The sequence below is a fragment of the Thioclava sp. F34-6 genome (assembly GCF_002213235.1).
Taxonomy (GTDB): Bacteria; Pseudomonadota; Alphaproteobacteria; order Rhodobacterales; family Rhodobacteraceae; genus Thioclava; species Thioclava nitratireducens.
The window spans coordinates 350,638-365,084 of record NZ_NBOA01000002.1; the positions used below are offsets into that span (position 1 = coordinate 350,638).

Here is a 14,447-nt window from a genome sequence, read left to right on the forward strand (position 1 = left end):
AAGCGCCCAGCGAGAGACGGATTAAAGTGCCACCCAAGGGTCGGGCGCGGCCCTTACGCCCCGCCCGGACCGCGCCGCATCGCACCTTTCAGATCGGCCATATGCATCGCACCGATCGCGATGGCCGTGCCGAAATAGACGACCATCCCGAACAGCACGAGCCCCAGTAGCGCCAGCGCACGTAGGCCCGGCACGGCGAATGCGCCGGGCACCGCCCAGGTCACCGCCCAGATCGCAGCGCCCATCACCAGCGCCGCGATCACGATGCGGGGCAGGCGGCGGTAGAAACGGTGATCGAAGCTCGCGGCTTCCCCCATCGGGCGTGCGCCGAGCCAAAGCTGCGCGACCATCGCCCAGGCGGCGAGCGTCGTTCCGACAGCCGCCGCAAGGTAGCCGATCACGAAGGACAGCCCGATCGCCAACACCGCATTCACCACCATCGCGACGAGCGCGTAGTTGAACGGCGTGCGCGTGTTCTCGCGGGCGAAATACAAGGGCTGCAGAACCTTTTGCAGCACGAAGGCGGGCAGGCCGAGACCGTAGATCGCGGTGGCCCAGGCCGTTGCAATGGTGTCCTCGTGGGTGAACTGGCCGCGCTCGAACAGGACCGAGACGATGGGCTGGGCTGCCACCAGCAGCGCCACGGCGGGGCCGACGGTGAAGAGGAGCGCGAACTCTCCCGCACGCGAGAAGGAATAGCGGCTGCCGGCCGTGTCGCCGCCGCGCAAGCGACGAGACAGGTCGGGCAGCAGAACCACGCCGATCGCGATGCCCACGACGCCCAGCGGCAACTGATAGAGCCGATCGGCATAGTTCAGCCACGCGATCGCGCCGTCGAAATGCGAGGCGACCTGACGGCCCACCAGCAGGTTCACCTGCACCACGCCGCCCGCGAGCATCGCCGGGATCGCGATCCGAACGAGGCGTTTCATGTCGGGAGAGAGGCGCGGGCGTTTCGGCACGATCTTGTAGCCCGCCCGCCATGCCGCGGCCCAGACCAGCGCCAGTTGCGCCACGCCCGCAACGGGCACGGCCCAGGCCAGCGCATCGCCCACCGGCCAGCCGGCCTGATCGGCCATTAGCATCGCGATGACAAAGGTGACGTTCAGCAGCACGGGTGCCGCGGCGGCAGCGGCGAAGTGACCGGCGGCGTTCAGCACGCCCGACAGAAGCGCGCTGAGCGAGATGAAGAGGATGTAGGGGAAGGCGATCCGGCCATAGCTCGTGGCGATGGCGAACCGCTCATCGCCCGCGAAGCCCGAGGCCATCGCCAGCACCAGCCACGGCATTGCCGCGGAAGCCACCAGTGTCAGCACGATCAGCACCGAGGCCAAGCCGCCCATTGCCTCGCGCGCGAAGCCCTGCGCGTCCTCGCCGCCCTCCAGCTTCTTCGAGAAGATCGGGATGAAGGCGGTGTTGAACGCGCCTTCCGCGAAGAAACGGCGAAACAGGTTCGGCAGCGAGAAGGCCACGAGGAAGGCCTCCGCCACCGGGCCTGCACCGAGATAGGCCGCGATCATCATGTCGCGCGCAAAGCCGAGGATGCGGCTCGCCATGGTCCAGCCGCCCACCGTGAGGAAGCCGCGCACCAGCCGGATTGGTTTCATATTAGTTGCCCGCCCGTTTCGCGCCCGAGGCAATCGCGTCCATCAGCTTCTTCTCGAGAGCTTCCTGGCGCGATTTGGAATGGAGTTTCAGGCCGAACATGTCTTTCACGTAGAAGCTGTCCACGACCTGCGCGCCATAGGTGGCGATCACCGCCGAGGAGATCGAGATATTGTTCGATGCCAGCGCCCGGGTCAGGTCGTAGAGAAGGCCGGGCCGGTCGCGGGTATCGACTTCGATGATCGTGTAGATATCCGATCCCTCGTTGTCGATGGTGATATGGGTCGGGAACTTGAACTCGCGCTCACGCTTCTTGAGCTTGTCGCGATCCTTGAGCGCCTCGCGGGCGACGACCTCGCCTTTCAGCGTCTTCTCGATCATCCCGCGCAGGCGGGTCAGTTTCGAGGCCTCGTAGGGATGGCCCTCGGCATCCTGAACCCAGAAGACGGCGGTCGCGTACCCGTCCTTCGAGGTATAGGTGCGCGCATCGACCACGTTCGCGCCGACCAGCGCCAGCGCGCCGGAGAGCCGGGAGAAGATGCCGGGGTGATCGGCGAGAGCGAAGCTGACGCGGGTCGCGTCGTGATCGTCATCGGGATGCAGGTCGATACGGATCTCGTTATCGCCCAGATCGCGGAGCAGCCGCGCGAAGATCTCGTGATTGACCGTGGCGAGCGCCTGCCAGTAGGGCGGGTAATGGCGGGCGAGCTCGGCGCGGATGCGGGTCTTGTCCCAGTCGTCCTGCGCCTCCAGCACTTCGCGCAGGGCACGTTTGGCCTCGTCGGTACGCTGCTCGCGATTGACCGCTTCCAGCCCGTGCTCCAACGCCATCGCGGTCTCGGAATGCAGCTTGCGCAGCAGCGTCGCTTTCCAGTTGTTCCACACGTTCGGGCCGACGCCGCGAATGTCACAGACCGTCAGCACCGTCAGCAGGTCGAGTCGCTTGCGCGACTTCACGCGCTTGGCGAAATCGCGGATCGTGCGCGGGTCCGACAGGTCGCGTTTCTGCGCCACGTCGGACATCAGAAGGTGATGGCGCACCAGCCATTCGACGGTGTCGCATTCCTCTGGGTTCAACCCCAGCCGCGGCGCTACCTTGCGGGCGATCTTCGCGCCGAGGATCGAGTGATCTTCGGGGCGTCCCTTGCCGATGTCATGCACCAGCAGCGCGACATAGAGAACCTTGCGATTGATGCCTTCTTCGAGAATATGCGACGAGAGCGGCAGATCCTCCACCAGCTCCTTGCGCTCGATCTGTGCCAGCGTCGAGACGACCTGTATCGTGTGCTCATCCACGGTGTAGCTGTGATACATGTTGAACTGCATCATCGCGACGATCGGCTCGAATTCGGGGATGAAGGCGGCCAGCACGCCCAGCTCGTTCATCCGGCGCAGCGCGCGTTCCGGGTTGCCGTGCTTCAGGAGCAGATCGAGGAAGATACGCTGCGCCTCGCGATTGGTGCGCACCTTGTCGTCGATCAGGTCGAGATTGGCCGAGACGAGCCGCATCGCGTCAGGGTGGATAAGCATCCCCGATCGCAGCCCCTCTTCGAAGAGGCGCAGCAGGTTGACCGGATCGGAGAGGAATGCCTTCTCGTCGGCCACGTTAATGCGTCCGTTCTCTTCGCAATAGGGGGCCTTCAGCTTGCGTCGCCGGCGGAAAATCCGCGTCAGCATCGGCGCGCTTTTGACGTGCTGCGCCTCAAGCTTGGTCAGGAAGATGCGGGTCACGTCGCCCACGGCGGTCGCGTGGCGGAAGTAATCCTGCATGAATACCTCTACCGCGCGGCGGCCCGCCAGATCGCGATAGCCCATGCGCTCGGCCACCTCGACCTGCATGTCGAAGGTCAGCTGATCCGAAGCGCGGCCGGAGATCAGATGCAGGTGACAACGCACCGCCCAGAGGTAATTCTCGGCCTCGTGGAAGGTCTCGTATTCCTCGGGCGAAAATGCCCCGATCTCCATCAATTCGCGGGCGCGGCCCACATGATGGATGTATTTGCCGATCCAGTAGAGGGTCTGCAGATCGCGCAGGCCCCCCTTGCCCTCTTTCACGTTCGGTTCGAGCACGTAGCGCTGCCCGCCCTGCCGGCGGTGGCGTTGCGAGCGTTCCTCAAGCTTGGCCTCGATGAACTCGGCCTCGGTCCCCTCGAAAAGGTCGTGGTGAAGGCGCAGCGACAGCGCCTCGGCCAGCTTATCGTCGCCGCCGACGCAGCGATGCTCCAGAAGTGCGGTGCGGATCGTGATGTCCTCGCGCCCGAGCCGGATGCAATCGTCGAGCGTCCGAGACGAATGACCGACCTTCAGCTTCAGATCCCAGAGCATGTAGAGCATCGACTCGATGACGCTCTCGGCCCAGGGGGTGACCTTGTAAGGGGTGAGGAAGAGCAGATCGACATCGGAATGTGGAGCCATCTCGGCGCGGCCATAGCCGCCCACGGCGAGCACCGCGAAACGCTCTGCCTCGGTGCGGATGCCGCTTGGATGCAGGCGCGTCGTCGCGATGCGCAGCACCGACCGGACGATCCCGTCCGTCATCTGGGCATAGGCTTCGACCGTGTCGCGCGCCGCGCGCGGGTGCCTCTCGAAATCAGCCTCGATCGCAGCGGTGGCGGCGCGGCGCTCCTCGGTGAGGAAGTTCACCGTCGCGGTCCGGATGTCCTTGGGATCGCTTGCACCGGAGGTTGCGGCGTCGAGCGCGTCGAACAGACGCTGCTGATCCAGAAGGAGGGGCGCCCCGGTCGATGCCGGGGCGGTGTCTGTCATGCTGGTCACTGCGCGATCTCGTCCCTTTGCGGGCCCTTTCCTGTAGCGGCGCTCCGGATCAGAAGCCGAAACCGCCGAAGTTGCGCGGCGCCGGATCGATCACGACCGCCTGCCCGTTGCGGACCTGAGCTACGGCGAGTGCGCGCTCGTTGGTGCCGTCGGGCAGGAGCCGGAAGACGCCGTTGACGCCCACGAAGCCCGAACGCTGGGTCAGGCCCTGCTTGGTCAGCGCGTTCGGATTGCCCGATTTCACCAGCGCGCCGATCGCCGCGACCCCGTCATAGGCGAGGCCCGCGATCGGGTGGGGCGCTTGCCCGTAAGCGGCGGTGTAGCGCGACACGAACTGCTGTTGCAGCGCCGGGTCGGGCTCGGCGAACCATCCACCTTGGGTGCCCGGAAGCGACAGGGTCGCCGGCGGGATATCCCAACGGGTCAGGCCGATATATTGCGTGGTCTGCGGGGTCACTCCCTGCTCGCCCATCAGCTGCGTGAGCAGCGGGAGTGCGCCTGCGGTATCGGCGGTCAGGAACAGCGCATCGACGTCGCCGGACTTCACGCGGCTTGCGATCTGCGGCGTCGCATCGACCACGCCCTGCTGCGAGAACGGGTAGGAGGCCACGCCCGCGAGCGAAGCGCCCGACCGTGCGATCGCCGTCTGGATCGCCTGCGCGCCGATTTCGCCTGCCGTGGTCTGCTCATGCACGACCATGATCCGCTGCTTGCCCTGACGCGCGGCGAAGCTTACGAGGCGGTTGGCGGTGTTCTGGAAGGTCGGGCCGAGCACGAATACATTGCCGCCCGCGACGTTGGTATTGTTCGAAAACGCAAGCACGTTGATGTTGCGCGAGGCCACCGCGAGACCCGCCGCATTCGCCGATTGCGCATAGACGGGGCCGAGGATGACCTTCGCGCCCTCGTCGGCAGCCTTGGTCGCCATCGCCGCGGCCTGCTGCGGATTGCCCGCGGTGTTGTAGACCTGCAGGTCGATGCGGGTGCCCTTCAGGTCCTGGATCGCGAGATTGGCCGCATTCTGCAGAGCCCGTGCGAGAGTCTCATCGCCCGCATTTCCCGACCCCGACGGGACGAGAAGCGCGACCTTGACAGGTGCGCTGCTGTCGATCTTCTGGCCGGAATTGCCCATCGGCCCCGGCTGACAGGCCGCGAGCCAGACCAGAGCAAGGAGGGCTGCGATTCGCGCAGCGAGGGCGCGGGGGTTACGAATGAGATTAAACATGATACGTCCTTTTGGGCGTTGGCGTCCGGTCCGGGCACTTAAGCAAAGCCTGCGAACCGCGATCGGATGACGCGATCGAGACTACGCACAAGCAGGCGTGAAGTAAACGATCCACACAAGTGATGAGGCGGGCGATGGGCGAGGGTGTTGTATCTGATGCAAACGCGCAAAATGGCGGAACCAAGGGGGTGCCTGCGCCGTTAAGCCCGGGGCTTCATTTCATCGCCACGCCGATCGGAGCGGCCCGCGACATCACGCTGCGCGCCCTAGATATGTTGCGCGCCGCCGATGTTCTGGCGGCCGAGGATACCCGCAGCCTGCGGCACCTGATGGAGATTCACGGAGTACCGCTCAACGGGCGCCAGGTGCTCGCCTATCATGACCATAACGGTGCCGCGATGCGGCCGAAAATCCTTGCCGCGCTCGAGGCCGGGAAGTCGGTGGTTTATGCCTCCGAAGCGGGCACGCCGCTGGTCGCCGACCCCGGCTATCAGCTCGGCCGCGCGGTGATCGAAGCCGGGCTGCCGCTCTACAGCGCGCCGGGCCCCTCGGCGGTGCTGACGGCGCTGACGCTCTCGGGCCTGCCGACGGATCGCTTCCTCTTCGCCGGGTTCGCGCCGAACAGTAAAGGCGCGCGGCGGAATTGGCTCGCCGAGTTCAAGGAAATTCCCGCGACACTGGTTTTTTATGAAAGCCCCAAACGCATTAGGGAAATGTTAGCTGACGCGGCCCATAGTCTGGGAAAGGAGAGACAAGCGGCGCTGTGCCGGGAACTGACGAAGCGGTTCGAAGAGGTGCGCCGGGGCACGCTGGAAGAACTTGCGGCAGGCGTGGCTGATGCGCCGATCAAGGGAGAGATCGTGGTGGTGGTCGACAGGCCGCACGCGGTCGAAGTCGATGATGCGGAACTGGAGCGCCGGTTGAGCGCCGCGCTCGAGCGGGAGTCGCTTCGCGATGCGGTCGATGCCGTCGTGGGCGCGACCGGTTTGCCGCGACGCAAGGTCTATCAGGCCGCTCTGGCTATGGAGAAGAAGAAATGAGTGGATCGCTGTCGTATCATTCGGGTCTCGCCGCCGAAGAACAGGTGATGCTGCATTACGAGAGAGAAGGCCGCGCGGTGTCGGAACATCGCTGGCGCGGCAAATATGGCGGCGAGATCGATTTGATCGCGCGCGAGGGCGACACCTTGATCTTCATCGAAGTGAAGAAATCGCGGAGCCATGCCCGTGCTGCCGAACGTCTTTCGCAACGTCAGATGCGCCGAATCTGCGTTTCGGTCGAAGAATACCTGATGCGCCATCCGGCTCCGGCCAACTGCAATCGCAAGGTTCGGTTCGATCTCGCGCTGGTCAATGAGATCGGGGAGATCAAGGTTCTGGAGAACGCCTATTTCGGAATGTGACCGGCCGATGGGTTGAGGTTGCATCCGGGCGCGCCACATTGCATCAAGATTGCACTGAAACAGGGGGCGCGGATGGGTTTGAAAGTTGCGATCCAGATGGATCCGATCGAAGCGGTCAATATCGAGGCTGACAGCACGTTTCGGATCGCCGAAGAAGCGCAGGCTCGTGGACATGAGCTGTTCTATTACACGCCGGGCCGTCTGATTTATCGCGCGGGTCGCGTTTATGCACGTGGTTGGCCGCTCACGGTGCGCCGCGAGAAGGGCAATCACTTCTCGTTGGGCGAAGAGGCCGAGATCGATCTGGGGGATTGGGACGTCGTCTGGCTACGGCAGGATCCACCCTTTGACATGGGCTACATCACCACGACGCATCTGCTGGATCGGATTCATCCCGAGACGCTTGTGGTGAACGATCCTTTCTGGGTTCGCAATTCGCCCGAGAAGCTACTCGTTCTCGACTTCCCCGACCTGACGCCGCCGACATTGATTGCGCGCGACCTCAAGGCCATCCGGGCCTTCAAGGCCGAGCATGGCGATATCATCCTCAAGCCGCTTTATGGCAACGGGGGAGCGGGGGTGTTTCGGCTCGATCCGAACGACCGCAACCTGTCGTCGCTGCATGAGCTTTTCATCGGCATCAACAACGAGCCGTTGATCGCGCAGAAATTCCTGCCCGCGGTGTCGAAGGGCGACAAGCGGATCATTCTTGTCGATGGCGAGCCCGTGGGCGCGATCAATCGGGTACCTGCGGAAGGTGAGACGCGGTCGAACATGCATGTCGGCGGCCGGCCCGAAAAGGTCGAGCTGACCGCACGTGATCGAGAAATCTGTGCGCGGATCGGTCCGCATCTGCGCGAGAAGGGTCAGATTTTCGTCGGAATCGATGTGATCGGCGATTGGCTGACCGAAATCAACGTGACTTCGCCCACCGGAATTCAGGAGCTCGAACGGTTCGACGGCGTGAATATCACCGCCCGGATCTGGGAGGCGATCGAAGCGAAACGGAGCTGATATGTCGATCCGTCTGGTTTTACTCAATCTCTGGCTGCGCGCTTTCGCAAAACCGATGGTGCGCAGGTTCCACGGCCCTGCGCAAATGCGGCGCGGGACCGAGAGATTGGCCAGTTGGATCGTGCGCGAGCCCACGGAGATATGTCGTCTGCAAATCAGGCTGGCCGGGCGTGATGCGCTGTCGTTGCGCGCGGGACAATGCGTGGCCGGGCGCGTCATTCTCTATCTTCACGGCGGCGGTTATGTCACCGGCTCCCCTTGGATGTATCGCGGCCTCACGGGGCGCTTGGCGAAGCTGAGCGGCCTCGAGGTGATCGTGCCGGATTACCGCCTCGCGCCCGAAGCGCCGGTGGGCGCCGCGCTCGAGGATGCGACGGCGGCTTTCGACGCGCTTGTTGAAACCGGGTATGACCCTAGCGCGATCGTGCTCGCAGGCGACAGCGCGGGGGGCGGCTTGGCGTTGGCGCTTCTCAGCGCCCTGTGCCAGCGCGGCACGCCGCCTGCCGGGGTGATCGCTTTGTCCCCCTGGACGGATTTGACCTGTTCGGGCGAGAGCCTCCGCCTCAACGCTTCTAAAGATGCAATGCTGCCGGTCGAGCGTCTTGGCGACACCTGCGAAATGGTTCTGCGCGGCCATGACCCGACCGATCCGCGCTTCTCGCCGCTTTTCGCGGAATTTCCCGATCCGCCACCGGTGCTGATCCAGCATTCGATGGCCGAGATCCTGTGTGACGACTCGCTGCGCATGGCCGAAAGGCTGCGCGATTTCGGCACGGATGTCACCGTGCAGAGCTGGCCCGACACGCCGCATGTGTGGCATTTCTTCGACGGTCGGATTCCCGAGGCGCGCGAGGCGCTGGAAGACGCGGCCGCCGCGGCGCGCAAGATGCTCAACCTGCCACAGCGCTGAGGCGATAGCTCAACGCCTCCGCGATATGTGGCTTGCGCACCTTATCGGCGTGATCGAGATCGGCGATCGTGCGTGCGACCCGCAAGACGCGGTGGTAGCCGCGCGCCGAGAGCCCGACCCGTTCCGCCATCCGCGCCAGAAGATCGCGTCCCTCGGTATCCGGCGTTGCGATATCTTCGAGCAACCGTCCTTCGACTTCGGCGTTGACGCGGATTTCCGGGTGATCCGCGAAGCGTTGGGCCTGCCGCTCGCGTGCGTCAGCGACGCGCGCCGCCACTTCTGTGGAGCTGTCGCCGGTGGCGGGCAGGTCGAGATCGGCATAGCGCACCGGGGGCACCTCGATGCGCAGATCGAACCGATCCATCAGCGGTCCTGAAATTCGGCCCAGATAGTCGTCACCACAGCCGGGCGCGCGGGGGCATGCGCGTTCGGCATCGCCGAGATAGCCGCATTTGCAGGGGTTCGCGGCGGCGATCAACAGGAAGCGGCAGGGGTAGCGCGTATGTGCGTTGGCGCGCGAGACGACGACTTCTCCGGTCTCGATCGGTTGGCGCAGAGTCTCCAGCACGGCGCGGGGGAATTCGGGGAACTCGTCCATGAACAGGACGCCGTTATGGGCGAGGCTGACCTCGCCGGGGCGTGCGCCGCGCCCGCCTCCGATCATCGCCGCCATCGACGCGGTGTGGTGCGGTTCGCGGAAGGGGCGGGTGCGCGAGATGCCGCCCTCGGCCAGCAGGCCCGAAAGCGACTGGATCATCGAGGTTTCCAGCATCTCCTCGGGGCGCATCTCGGGCAGGATAGAGGCCAGCCGCGCGGCCAGCATGGATTTGCCCGAGCCGGGCGTGCCGATCATCATCAGGTGATGGCGTCCGGCAGCGGCGATTTCCAGCGCGCGTTTCGCCCGCTCCTGACCCTTCACGTCACGCAGGTCGCGCGGATGCGCGGTCGCTTCGATCAGACCCGGTCGCGCAGGCTCCAGCGGTAGGCGACCGCTGAGATGGTCGATTGCGCCGCCGAGCGTCTCCGGCGCCGTTACATCGGTCGCGCCGACCCAGGCGGCCTCTGCGCCGGAGCCTTTCGGGCAGATCAGCCGCTTGTCCGCTGCGGCAGCCGCCATCGCGGCGGGTAGGGCGCCCGCGACCGGCAGCAGTCGTCCGTCGAGCGATAGTTCCCCCACCGCGACCAGTGCCTCGATCCGGTCGCGGGGCACCACGCCAATGGCGCCCAGCAGCGACAGGGCGATGGGCAGGTCGAAATGCGAGCCCTCTTTCGGCAGGTCCGCGGGCGAAAGGTTCACGGTGATCTTCTGCATCGGCAGTGCGATCCCCAGCGCACCGAGCGCCGCGCGCACCCGCTCGCGCGCCTCGGAGACCGCCTTGTCGGGCAGACCCACGACCGCGAAGCCGGGCATGCCTTCGGAGAGCGCGCATTGCACCTCCACGAGGCGGGCTTCCACCCCCTCGAACGCCACCGTGTAGCTCTGGCTGACCATCGGTTCTCCCACGCCTCCTCGTCGATGGGTAGCGCGATCATGGTTTAGGATTGGTTAACGGTCGCCGAGGCTGAGAGGCGGCACCCGAACCTCGACTCAGGGGCGAAAGGCGCCTGGGGGAAAGCTGCCGAAATCTCCACGAGAACCTGCATTTTCTGCATATCCGCACAGCGCTCGCTTCAATTTCGCGCACAAGATCAACGCGTTGCGTTACAGTTTCTCAAGTGTCCGTGAGCAGGCTTATGATATGTCGTGCTCAAGAAGGAGTGATGGTCCTTCCGTAGGGGTATGAATTTCTTTCATTTTTCGCTTGAAAACGTCGTCAAGTGCGCCACGCGCACAAAGTTTCAAGCAAAATTCAACATTTCCGTGAGGAACTAATTCATGTCATTCGCATTGGGTGGGCAAAGCAGCCACCCAATTCAAGGTTGCGCCGGTTTGGGCTGGACACCCCAGGGAGATTGTAAATGGCACTTGATGGTATGACCGATGAAACCCTGCCACGCCAAGCGATGCGGGCAGAGTTCCTGGACGCTGACACCGAAGCAGAACTGGCGCGCGCGTGGCGCGATCATCGGGATGAGCAGGCCCTCCATCGACTTGTAACCGCTTACATGCGCCTGGCGATTTCGATGGCGTCGAAGTTCCGCCGCTACGGCGCCCCGATGAACGATCTCATTCAGGAAGCGTCACTTGGTCTGATGAAGGCCGCCGACAAGTTCGATCCGGAACGCGGCGTTCGCTTCTCGACCTATGCCGTGTGGTGGATCAAGGCCTCGATCCAGGAATTCGTAATGCGGAACTGGTCGATGGTGCGCACCGGGTCCACCTCGTCGCAAAAAGCGCTGTTCTTCAACATGCGCCGCGTTCAGGCTCAGTTGACCCGCGAGGCTCAGCAAGAGGGCGAGCAGCTCGACGCGATGCAGCTGCGGCAGCGCGTGGCCGAGGTGATCGGCGTGCCGCTTGCCGACGTCGAGATGATGGAGGGCCGCCTGTCCGGCTCCGACTTCTCGCTCAACGCGACGCAGTCCAGTGAAGACGAAGGCCGCGAATGGGTCGACACACTGGAAGACGATGGCGCGAGCCCGGAGGAAACCGTGGCCGACACCCATGACGGCCAAACGATGAAAGTCTGGTTGGGTGAGGCGATGGAGCGACTGACCGACCGCGAAGCCTACATCGTCCGCGAGCGCCGCCTGATCGACGAGCCGCGCACTTTGGAAAGCCTCGGTGAAGAATTGGGTCTTTCGAAAGAGCGCATTCGTCAGCTCGAAGCGCAGGCCTTCGGCAAGATGCGTAAATCGCTTGAAACACATCAGGGCGAGGTGCAAAGCTTCTTCATATGAGGAAGTTTCTCGCCGCGATCTGCCTGCTGTCGCTGACAGGTTCCGCTCAAGCTGCGGAAATATCGCCCGACCAGCTCGATACGCTGTCGGGCGATATTGTCGTTCTGGGCGAGATTCACGACAACCCCACCCATCACCTCAATCAGGCGCGGGCGATCAAGGCGCTGAAGCCCGCCGCTGTGGTGTTCGAACAGTTGACGCCCGAGCAGGCCGCGAAGATCACGCAGGCGCTTTTGCAGGACGAGGGGGCGCTGGAAAAGGCGCTGGATTGGAATAACTCGGGCTGGCCCGATTTCGCGATCTACTATCCGATTTTCGAGGCTTTGGGCGATGCGAAAGTCTATGGCGCCGCGCAGCCGCGCGAGACAGTGCGCGCCGCGATGACCAAGCCGCTACCGGAGGTGTTCGGCAAGGGCGCTGCGCGTTACGGGCTCGATCGACCCTATCCCGACGCGTTGCAGGCCAAGCTGGAAGCTCAGTCGCAGGAAGATCATTGTAACGCGCTTCCGGTCGATCTGCTCCCCGGCATGGTCGCCGCGCAACGCTTCCGCGACGCCGCCTTTGCCCGGGTCGCTCTGAAGGCGCTGAAGGAAACCGGCGGCCCGGTCGCGGTGGTCACCGGCTCGGGCCATGCCAGAACCGATCTCGCGGTCCCCGCGCTTCTGCGCAAGGCGGACCCGGAGGCGAAGGTCGTGGCGATCGGCCAGATCGAGGCCGAGCCGGGTGCCGATCCCGGCCCACAGCCCTATGACGACTGGATCGTGACGCCCCCGACCGAGCGCGCCGATCCCTGCGCCGCGTTCAAGTGATCCTTGCACCAATGCGCCCCGGCGCTTAGACCATCTGAGAGAGTTTCACGGAGAGGCAAATGCTTGCCGGCAAACGCATCCTGTTGATCGTCGGCGGCGGCATCGCCGCCTTCAAGGCGCCCGAGCTGATCCGACTGCTGCGGGGTGCCGGAGCCTCGGTGAGCCCGGTCCTGACCAAGGCCGGCGCCGAGTTCGTGACGCCGCTGACCCTGTCCTCGCTTGCGGGCGAGGCCGTGCATTCCGACCTTTTCGATCTGACGCATGAGGCCGAGATCGGTCATATCCAACTGTCGCGCGCCGCCGATCTGGTCGTCGTCGTGGCGGCCACCGCCGACCTGATGGCGAAGATGGCGCACGGTCTGGCCAATGACCTCGCCTCGACCCTGCTGCTCGCGACGGACAAGCGTGTGCTGATCGCGCCCGCGATGAACGTGCGGATGTGGGAGCATCCCGCAACGCAGCGCAATTTCGCGACGCTCAAATCCGACGGGGTGATCTTCGCAGGTCCGACCGAGGGCGACATGGCCTGCGGCGAATTCGGCGAGGGCCGGATGATCGAGCCCGAGGCGATCCTCGTGGCGATCGGTGCGGCTCTGTCCGACGGTCCGCTGAAAGGCCGCCATATCCTCGTGACCTCGGGGCCCACCCATGAGCCGATCGACCCGGTGCGCTATATAGCGAACCGCTCCTCGGGCGCGCAGGGCACGGCGATTGCCGCAGCCCTGCGCGACCTCGGCGCGACTGTCACCTTCGTCACCGGTCCCGCGACGGTTGCGCCCCCTGCGGGCGTGAAGGTGATCAAGGTCGAGACCGCTCGCGAAATGCTCGACGCGGTGCAGACCGCGCTGCCTGCCGAGGCCGCCATCTTTGCTGCCGCCGTGGCGGATTGGCGCGTCGCGAACGCGGCCGAGCGGAAGATGAAGAAGGACGGCACCGGCGCGCCGCCCGCGCTGGAATTTGCCGAGAACCCGGACATTCTCGCCACAGTTTCGAAGATGGGCGAGGGCCGCCCGGGTCTCGTGGTTGGCTTCGCCGCCGAGACCCACGATGTCGCGCGCTTTGCGGCGGACAAACGCGCCCGCAAGGGCTGTGACTGGATCGTCGCCAATGACGTGAGTCCCGCGACCGGGATTATGGGCGGCACCGAGAATGCGGTGACGATCATCGACGAGACCGGCGCGGAAAGCTGGGACCGGACGGGCAAGGACGAGGTTGCGCGGCGGTTGGCTGCGCGCATCGCGGCAGCCTTGGGCGCGGCGACGGGTTAGGGGACGCTCCGCGGGGGATATTTATGCCAAGCCGAAGCGAAGCGCCCCTCTTTCGGCTTGGTCCAAATATCCCCGCCGGAGGCATCTGCAATTGACGCCCGCACGACATCGGGCAGGAGAGGGACACGTGAGCACACCGATCATCAAGGTTCTGCACGAAGACTGGGCCGATCACGAGATCGCCCTGCCGCGCTACGAGACCCACGGCGCCGCCGGGGCCGACCTGCGCGCCAATCTTCCGCCCGAGGATCGCGGCCGCGGCGTCATGCTCGGCCCGATGCAGCGCGCGATCATTCCGACAGGGCTGCGAGTCGAGATTCCCGAAGGGTTCGAGATGCAGATCCGTCCGCGTTCGGGGCTTGCGTACAAACACGGGATCAGCCTGGCCAACACGCCCGGGACGATCGACGCCGATTATCGCGGGCCGCTGGGGGTGCTGCTGATCAACCTCGCCCAAGAGCCCTATCTGATCGAGCATGGGGCGCGCATCGCGCAGGCGATCGTCGCGCCGGTGGTGCAGGCGCGCTTCGAGGTCGCCGACACTTTGGGTGACTCCGCACGCGGCGCAGGCGGTTTCGGCTCGACCGGCAAGGGCTGAGGC

The 14,447-nt window shown here is 64.8% G+C and carries 12 protein-coding genes; 8 read left to right on the plus strand and 4 right to left on the minus strand.

Features of this window, described 5'->3' with window-relative positions; all coding sequences use genetic code 11:
• Positions 1–53: 53 nt before the first annotated feature.
• From murJ to B6V72_RS04945, 3 genes are read right to left on the minus strand one after another with little or no spacing between them, the layout of a single operon-like run.
• On the minus strand, positions 54–1,607 hold the full coding sequence (gene murJ, locus B6V72_RS04935; RefSeq protein ID WP_088734890.1) for a murein biosynthesis integral membrane protein MurJ: 1,554 nt from the start codon (positions 1,605–1,607) through the stop codon (positions 54–56).
• Between the two features lies 1 nt (position 1,608).
• Complete coding sequence (locus B6V72_RS04940; protein ID WP_088719629.1) at positions 1,609–4,371, minus strand: [protein-PII] uridylyltransferase; 2,763 nt, start codon at positions 4,369–4,371, stop codon at positions 1,609–1,611.
• A 58-nt stretch (positions 4,372–4,429) separates the two neighbouring features.
• A complete protein-coding gene (locus B6V72_RS04945) occupies positions 4,430–5,605 on the minus strand; it encodes a penicillin-binding protein activator (RefSeq protein WP_075774102.1) in 1,176 nt (391 codons plus the stop codon).
• A gap of 188 nt (positions 5,606–5,793) precedes the next feature.
• On the opposite strand from B6V72_RS04945, the gene rsmI reads away from it, so the two are divergent.
• From rsmI to B6V72_RS04965, 4 genes are all read left to right on the plus strand, one after another.
• Positions 5,794–6,645: a 16S rRNA (cytidine(1402)-2'-O)-methyltransferase gene (gene rsmI, locus B6V72_RS04950; protein WP_075774331.1), complete on the plus strand. Its 852-nt coding sequence runs from the start codon at positions 5,794–5,796 to the stop codon at positions 6,643–6,645.
• Positions 6,642–7,007, plus strand: a complete 366-nt coding sequence (locus B6V72_RS04955) for a YraN family protein (RefSeq protein WP_075774103.1) — start codon at positions 6,642–6,644, stop codon at positions 7,005–7,007. Before rsmI ends, B6V72_RS04955 begins: the two co-directional genes overlap by 4 nt.
• A 72-nt stretch (positions 7,008–7,079) precedes the next feature.
• Positions 7,080–8,021: a glutathione synthase gene (gene gshB, locus B6V72_RS04960; protein WP_088734892.1), complete on the plus strand. Its 942-nt coding sequence runs from the start codon at positions 7,080–7,082 to the stop codon at positions 8,019–8,021.
• Between the two features lies 1 nt (position 8,022).
• Positions 8,023–8,931, plus strand: coding sequence for an alpha/beta fold hydrolase (locus B6V72_RS04965; RefSeq protein WP_088734894.1), 909 nt, complete (start codon positions 8,023–8,025; stop codon positions 8,929–8,931).
• On the opposite strand, the gene B6V72_RS04970 is transcribed toward B6V72_RS04965, so the two are convergent.
• Positions 8,912–10,423 carry a YifB family Mg chelatase-like AAA ATPase gene (locus B6V72_RS04970; protein WP_088734895.1) on the minus strand — a complete coding sequence of 504 codons (1,512 nt, stop codon included), beginning with the start codon at positions 10,421–10,423 and terminating at the stop codon, positions 8,912–8,914. The two genes, B6V72_RS04965 and B6V72_RS04970, sit on opposite strands and share 20 nt — an antisense overlap.
• Before the next feature lie 467 nt (positions 10,424–10,890).
• Between B6V72_RS04970 and B6V72_RS04975 the strand changes: the two genes are divergently transcribed.
• The 4 genes from B6V72_RS04975 to dut all read left to right on the plus strand — a co-directional run bounded on the left by B6V72_RS04975 (position 10,891) and on the right by dut (position 14,444).
• Complete coding sequence (locus tag B6V72_RS04975; RefSeq protein WP_075774107.1) at positions 10,891–11,769, plus strand: RNA polymerase factor sigma-32; 879 nt, start codon at positions 10,891–10,893, stop codon at positions 11,767–11,769.
• The gene (locus tag B6V72_RS04980; RefSeq protein ID WP_088734897.1) at positions 11,766–12,578 is read left to right on the plus strand and encodes a ChaN family lipoprotein; all 813 of its coding nucleotides are present in this window, start codon (positions 11,766–11,768) and stop codon (positions 12,576–12,578) included. The genes B6V72_RS04975 and B6V72_RS04980 overlap by 4 nt, the downstream gene beginning before the upstream one ends.
• Positions 12,579–12,637: 59 nt before the next feature.
• Positions 12,638–13,846, plus strand: coding sequence for a bifunctional phosphopantothenoylcysteine decarboxylase/phosphopantothenate--cysteine ligase CoaBC (gene coaBC, locus B6V72_RS04985; protein ID WP_088734898.1), 1,209 nt, complete (start codon positions 12,638–12,640; stop codon positions 13,844–13,846).
• A gap of 127 nt (positions 13,847–13,973) precedes the next feature.
• Positions 13,974–14,444, plus strand: coding sequence for a dUTP diphosphatase (gene dut, locus B6V72_RS04990; RefSeq protein WP_088734900.1), 471 nt, complete (start codon positions 13,974–13,976; stop codon positions 14,442–14,444).
• Positions 14,445–14,447: the final 3 nt, after the last annotated feature.

What these genes read in the sequence shown, in the direction of transcription:
- murJ (WP_088734890.1), bottom strand. Translation starts at nt 1,607, where the DNA reads ATGAAACCAATCCGGCTGGTGCGCGGCTTCCTCACGGTGGGCGGCTGG.
- B6V72_RS04940 (WP_088719629.1), bottom strand. Translation starts at nt 4,371, where the DNA reads ATGACAGACACCGCCCCGGCATCGACCGGGGCGCCCCTCCTTCTGGAT.
- B6V72_RS04945 (WP_075774102.1), bottom strand. Translation starts at nt 5,605, where the DNA reads ATGTTTAATCTCATTCGTAACCCCCGCGCCCTCGCTGCGCGAATCGCA.
- B6V72_RS04955 (WP_075774103.1), top strand. Translation starts at nt 6,642, where the DNA reads ATGAGTGGATCGCTGTCGTATCATTCGGGTCTCGCCGCCGAAGAACAG.
- gshB (WP_088734892.1), top strand. Translation starts at nt 7,080, where the DNA reads ATGGGTTTGAAAGTTGCGATCCAGATGGATCCGATCGAAGCGGTCAAT.
- B6V72_RS04965 (WP_088734894.1), top strand. Translation starts at nt 8,023, where the DNA reads ATGTCGATCCGTCTGGTTTTACTCAATCTCTGGCTGCGCGCTTTCGCA.
- B6V72_RS04970 (WP_088734895.1), bottom strand. Translation starts at nt 10,423, where the DNA reads ATGGTCAGCCAGAGCTACACGGTGGCGTTCGAGGGGGTGGAAGCCCGC.
- B6V72_RS04975 (WP_075774107.1), top strand. Translation starts at nt 10,891, where the DNA reads ATGGCACTTGATGGTATGACCGATGAAACCCTGCCACGCCAAGCGATG.
- B6V72_RS04980 (WP_088734897.1), top strand. Translation starts at nt 11,766, where the DNA reads ATGAGGAAGTTTCTCGCCGCGATCTGCCTGCTGTCGCTGACAGGTTCC.
- coaBC (WP_088734898.1), top strand. Translation starts at nt 12,638, where the DNA reads ATGCTTGCCGGCAAACGCATCCTGTTGATCGTCGGCGGCGGCATCGCC.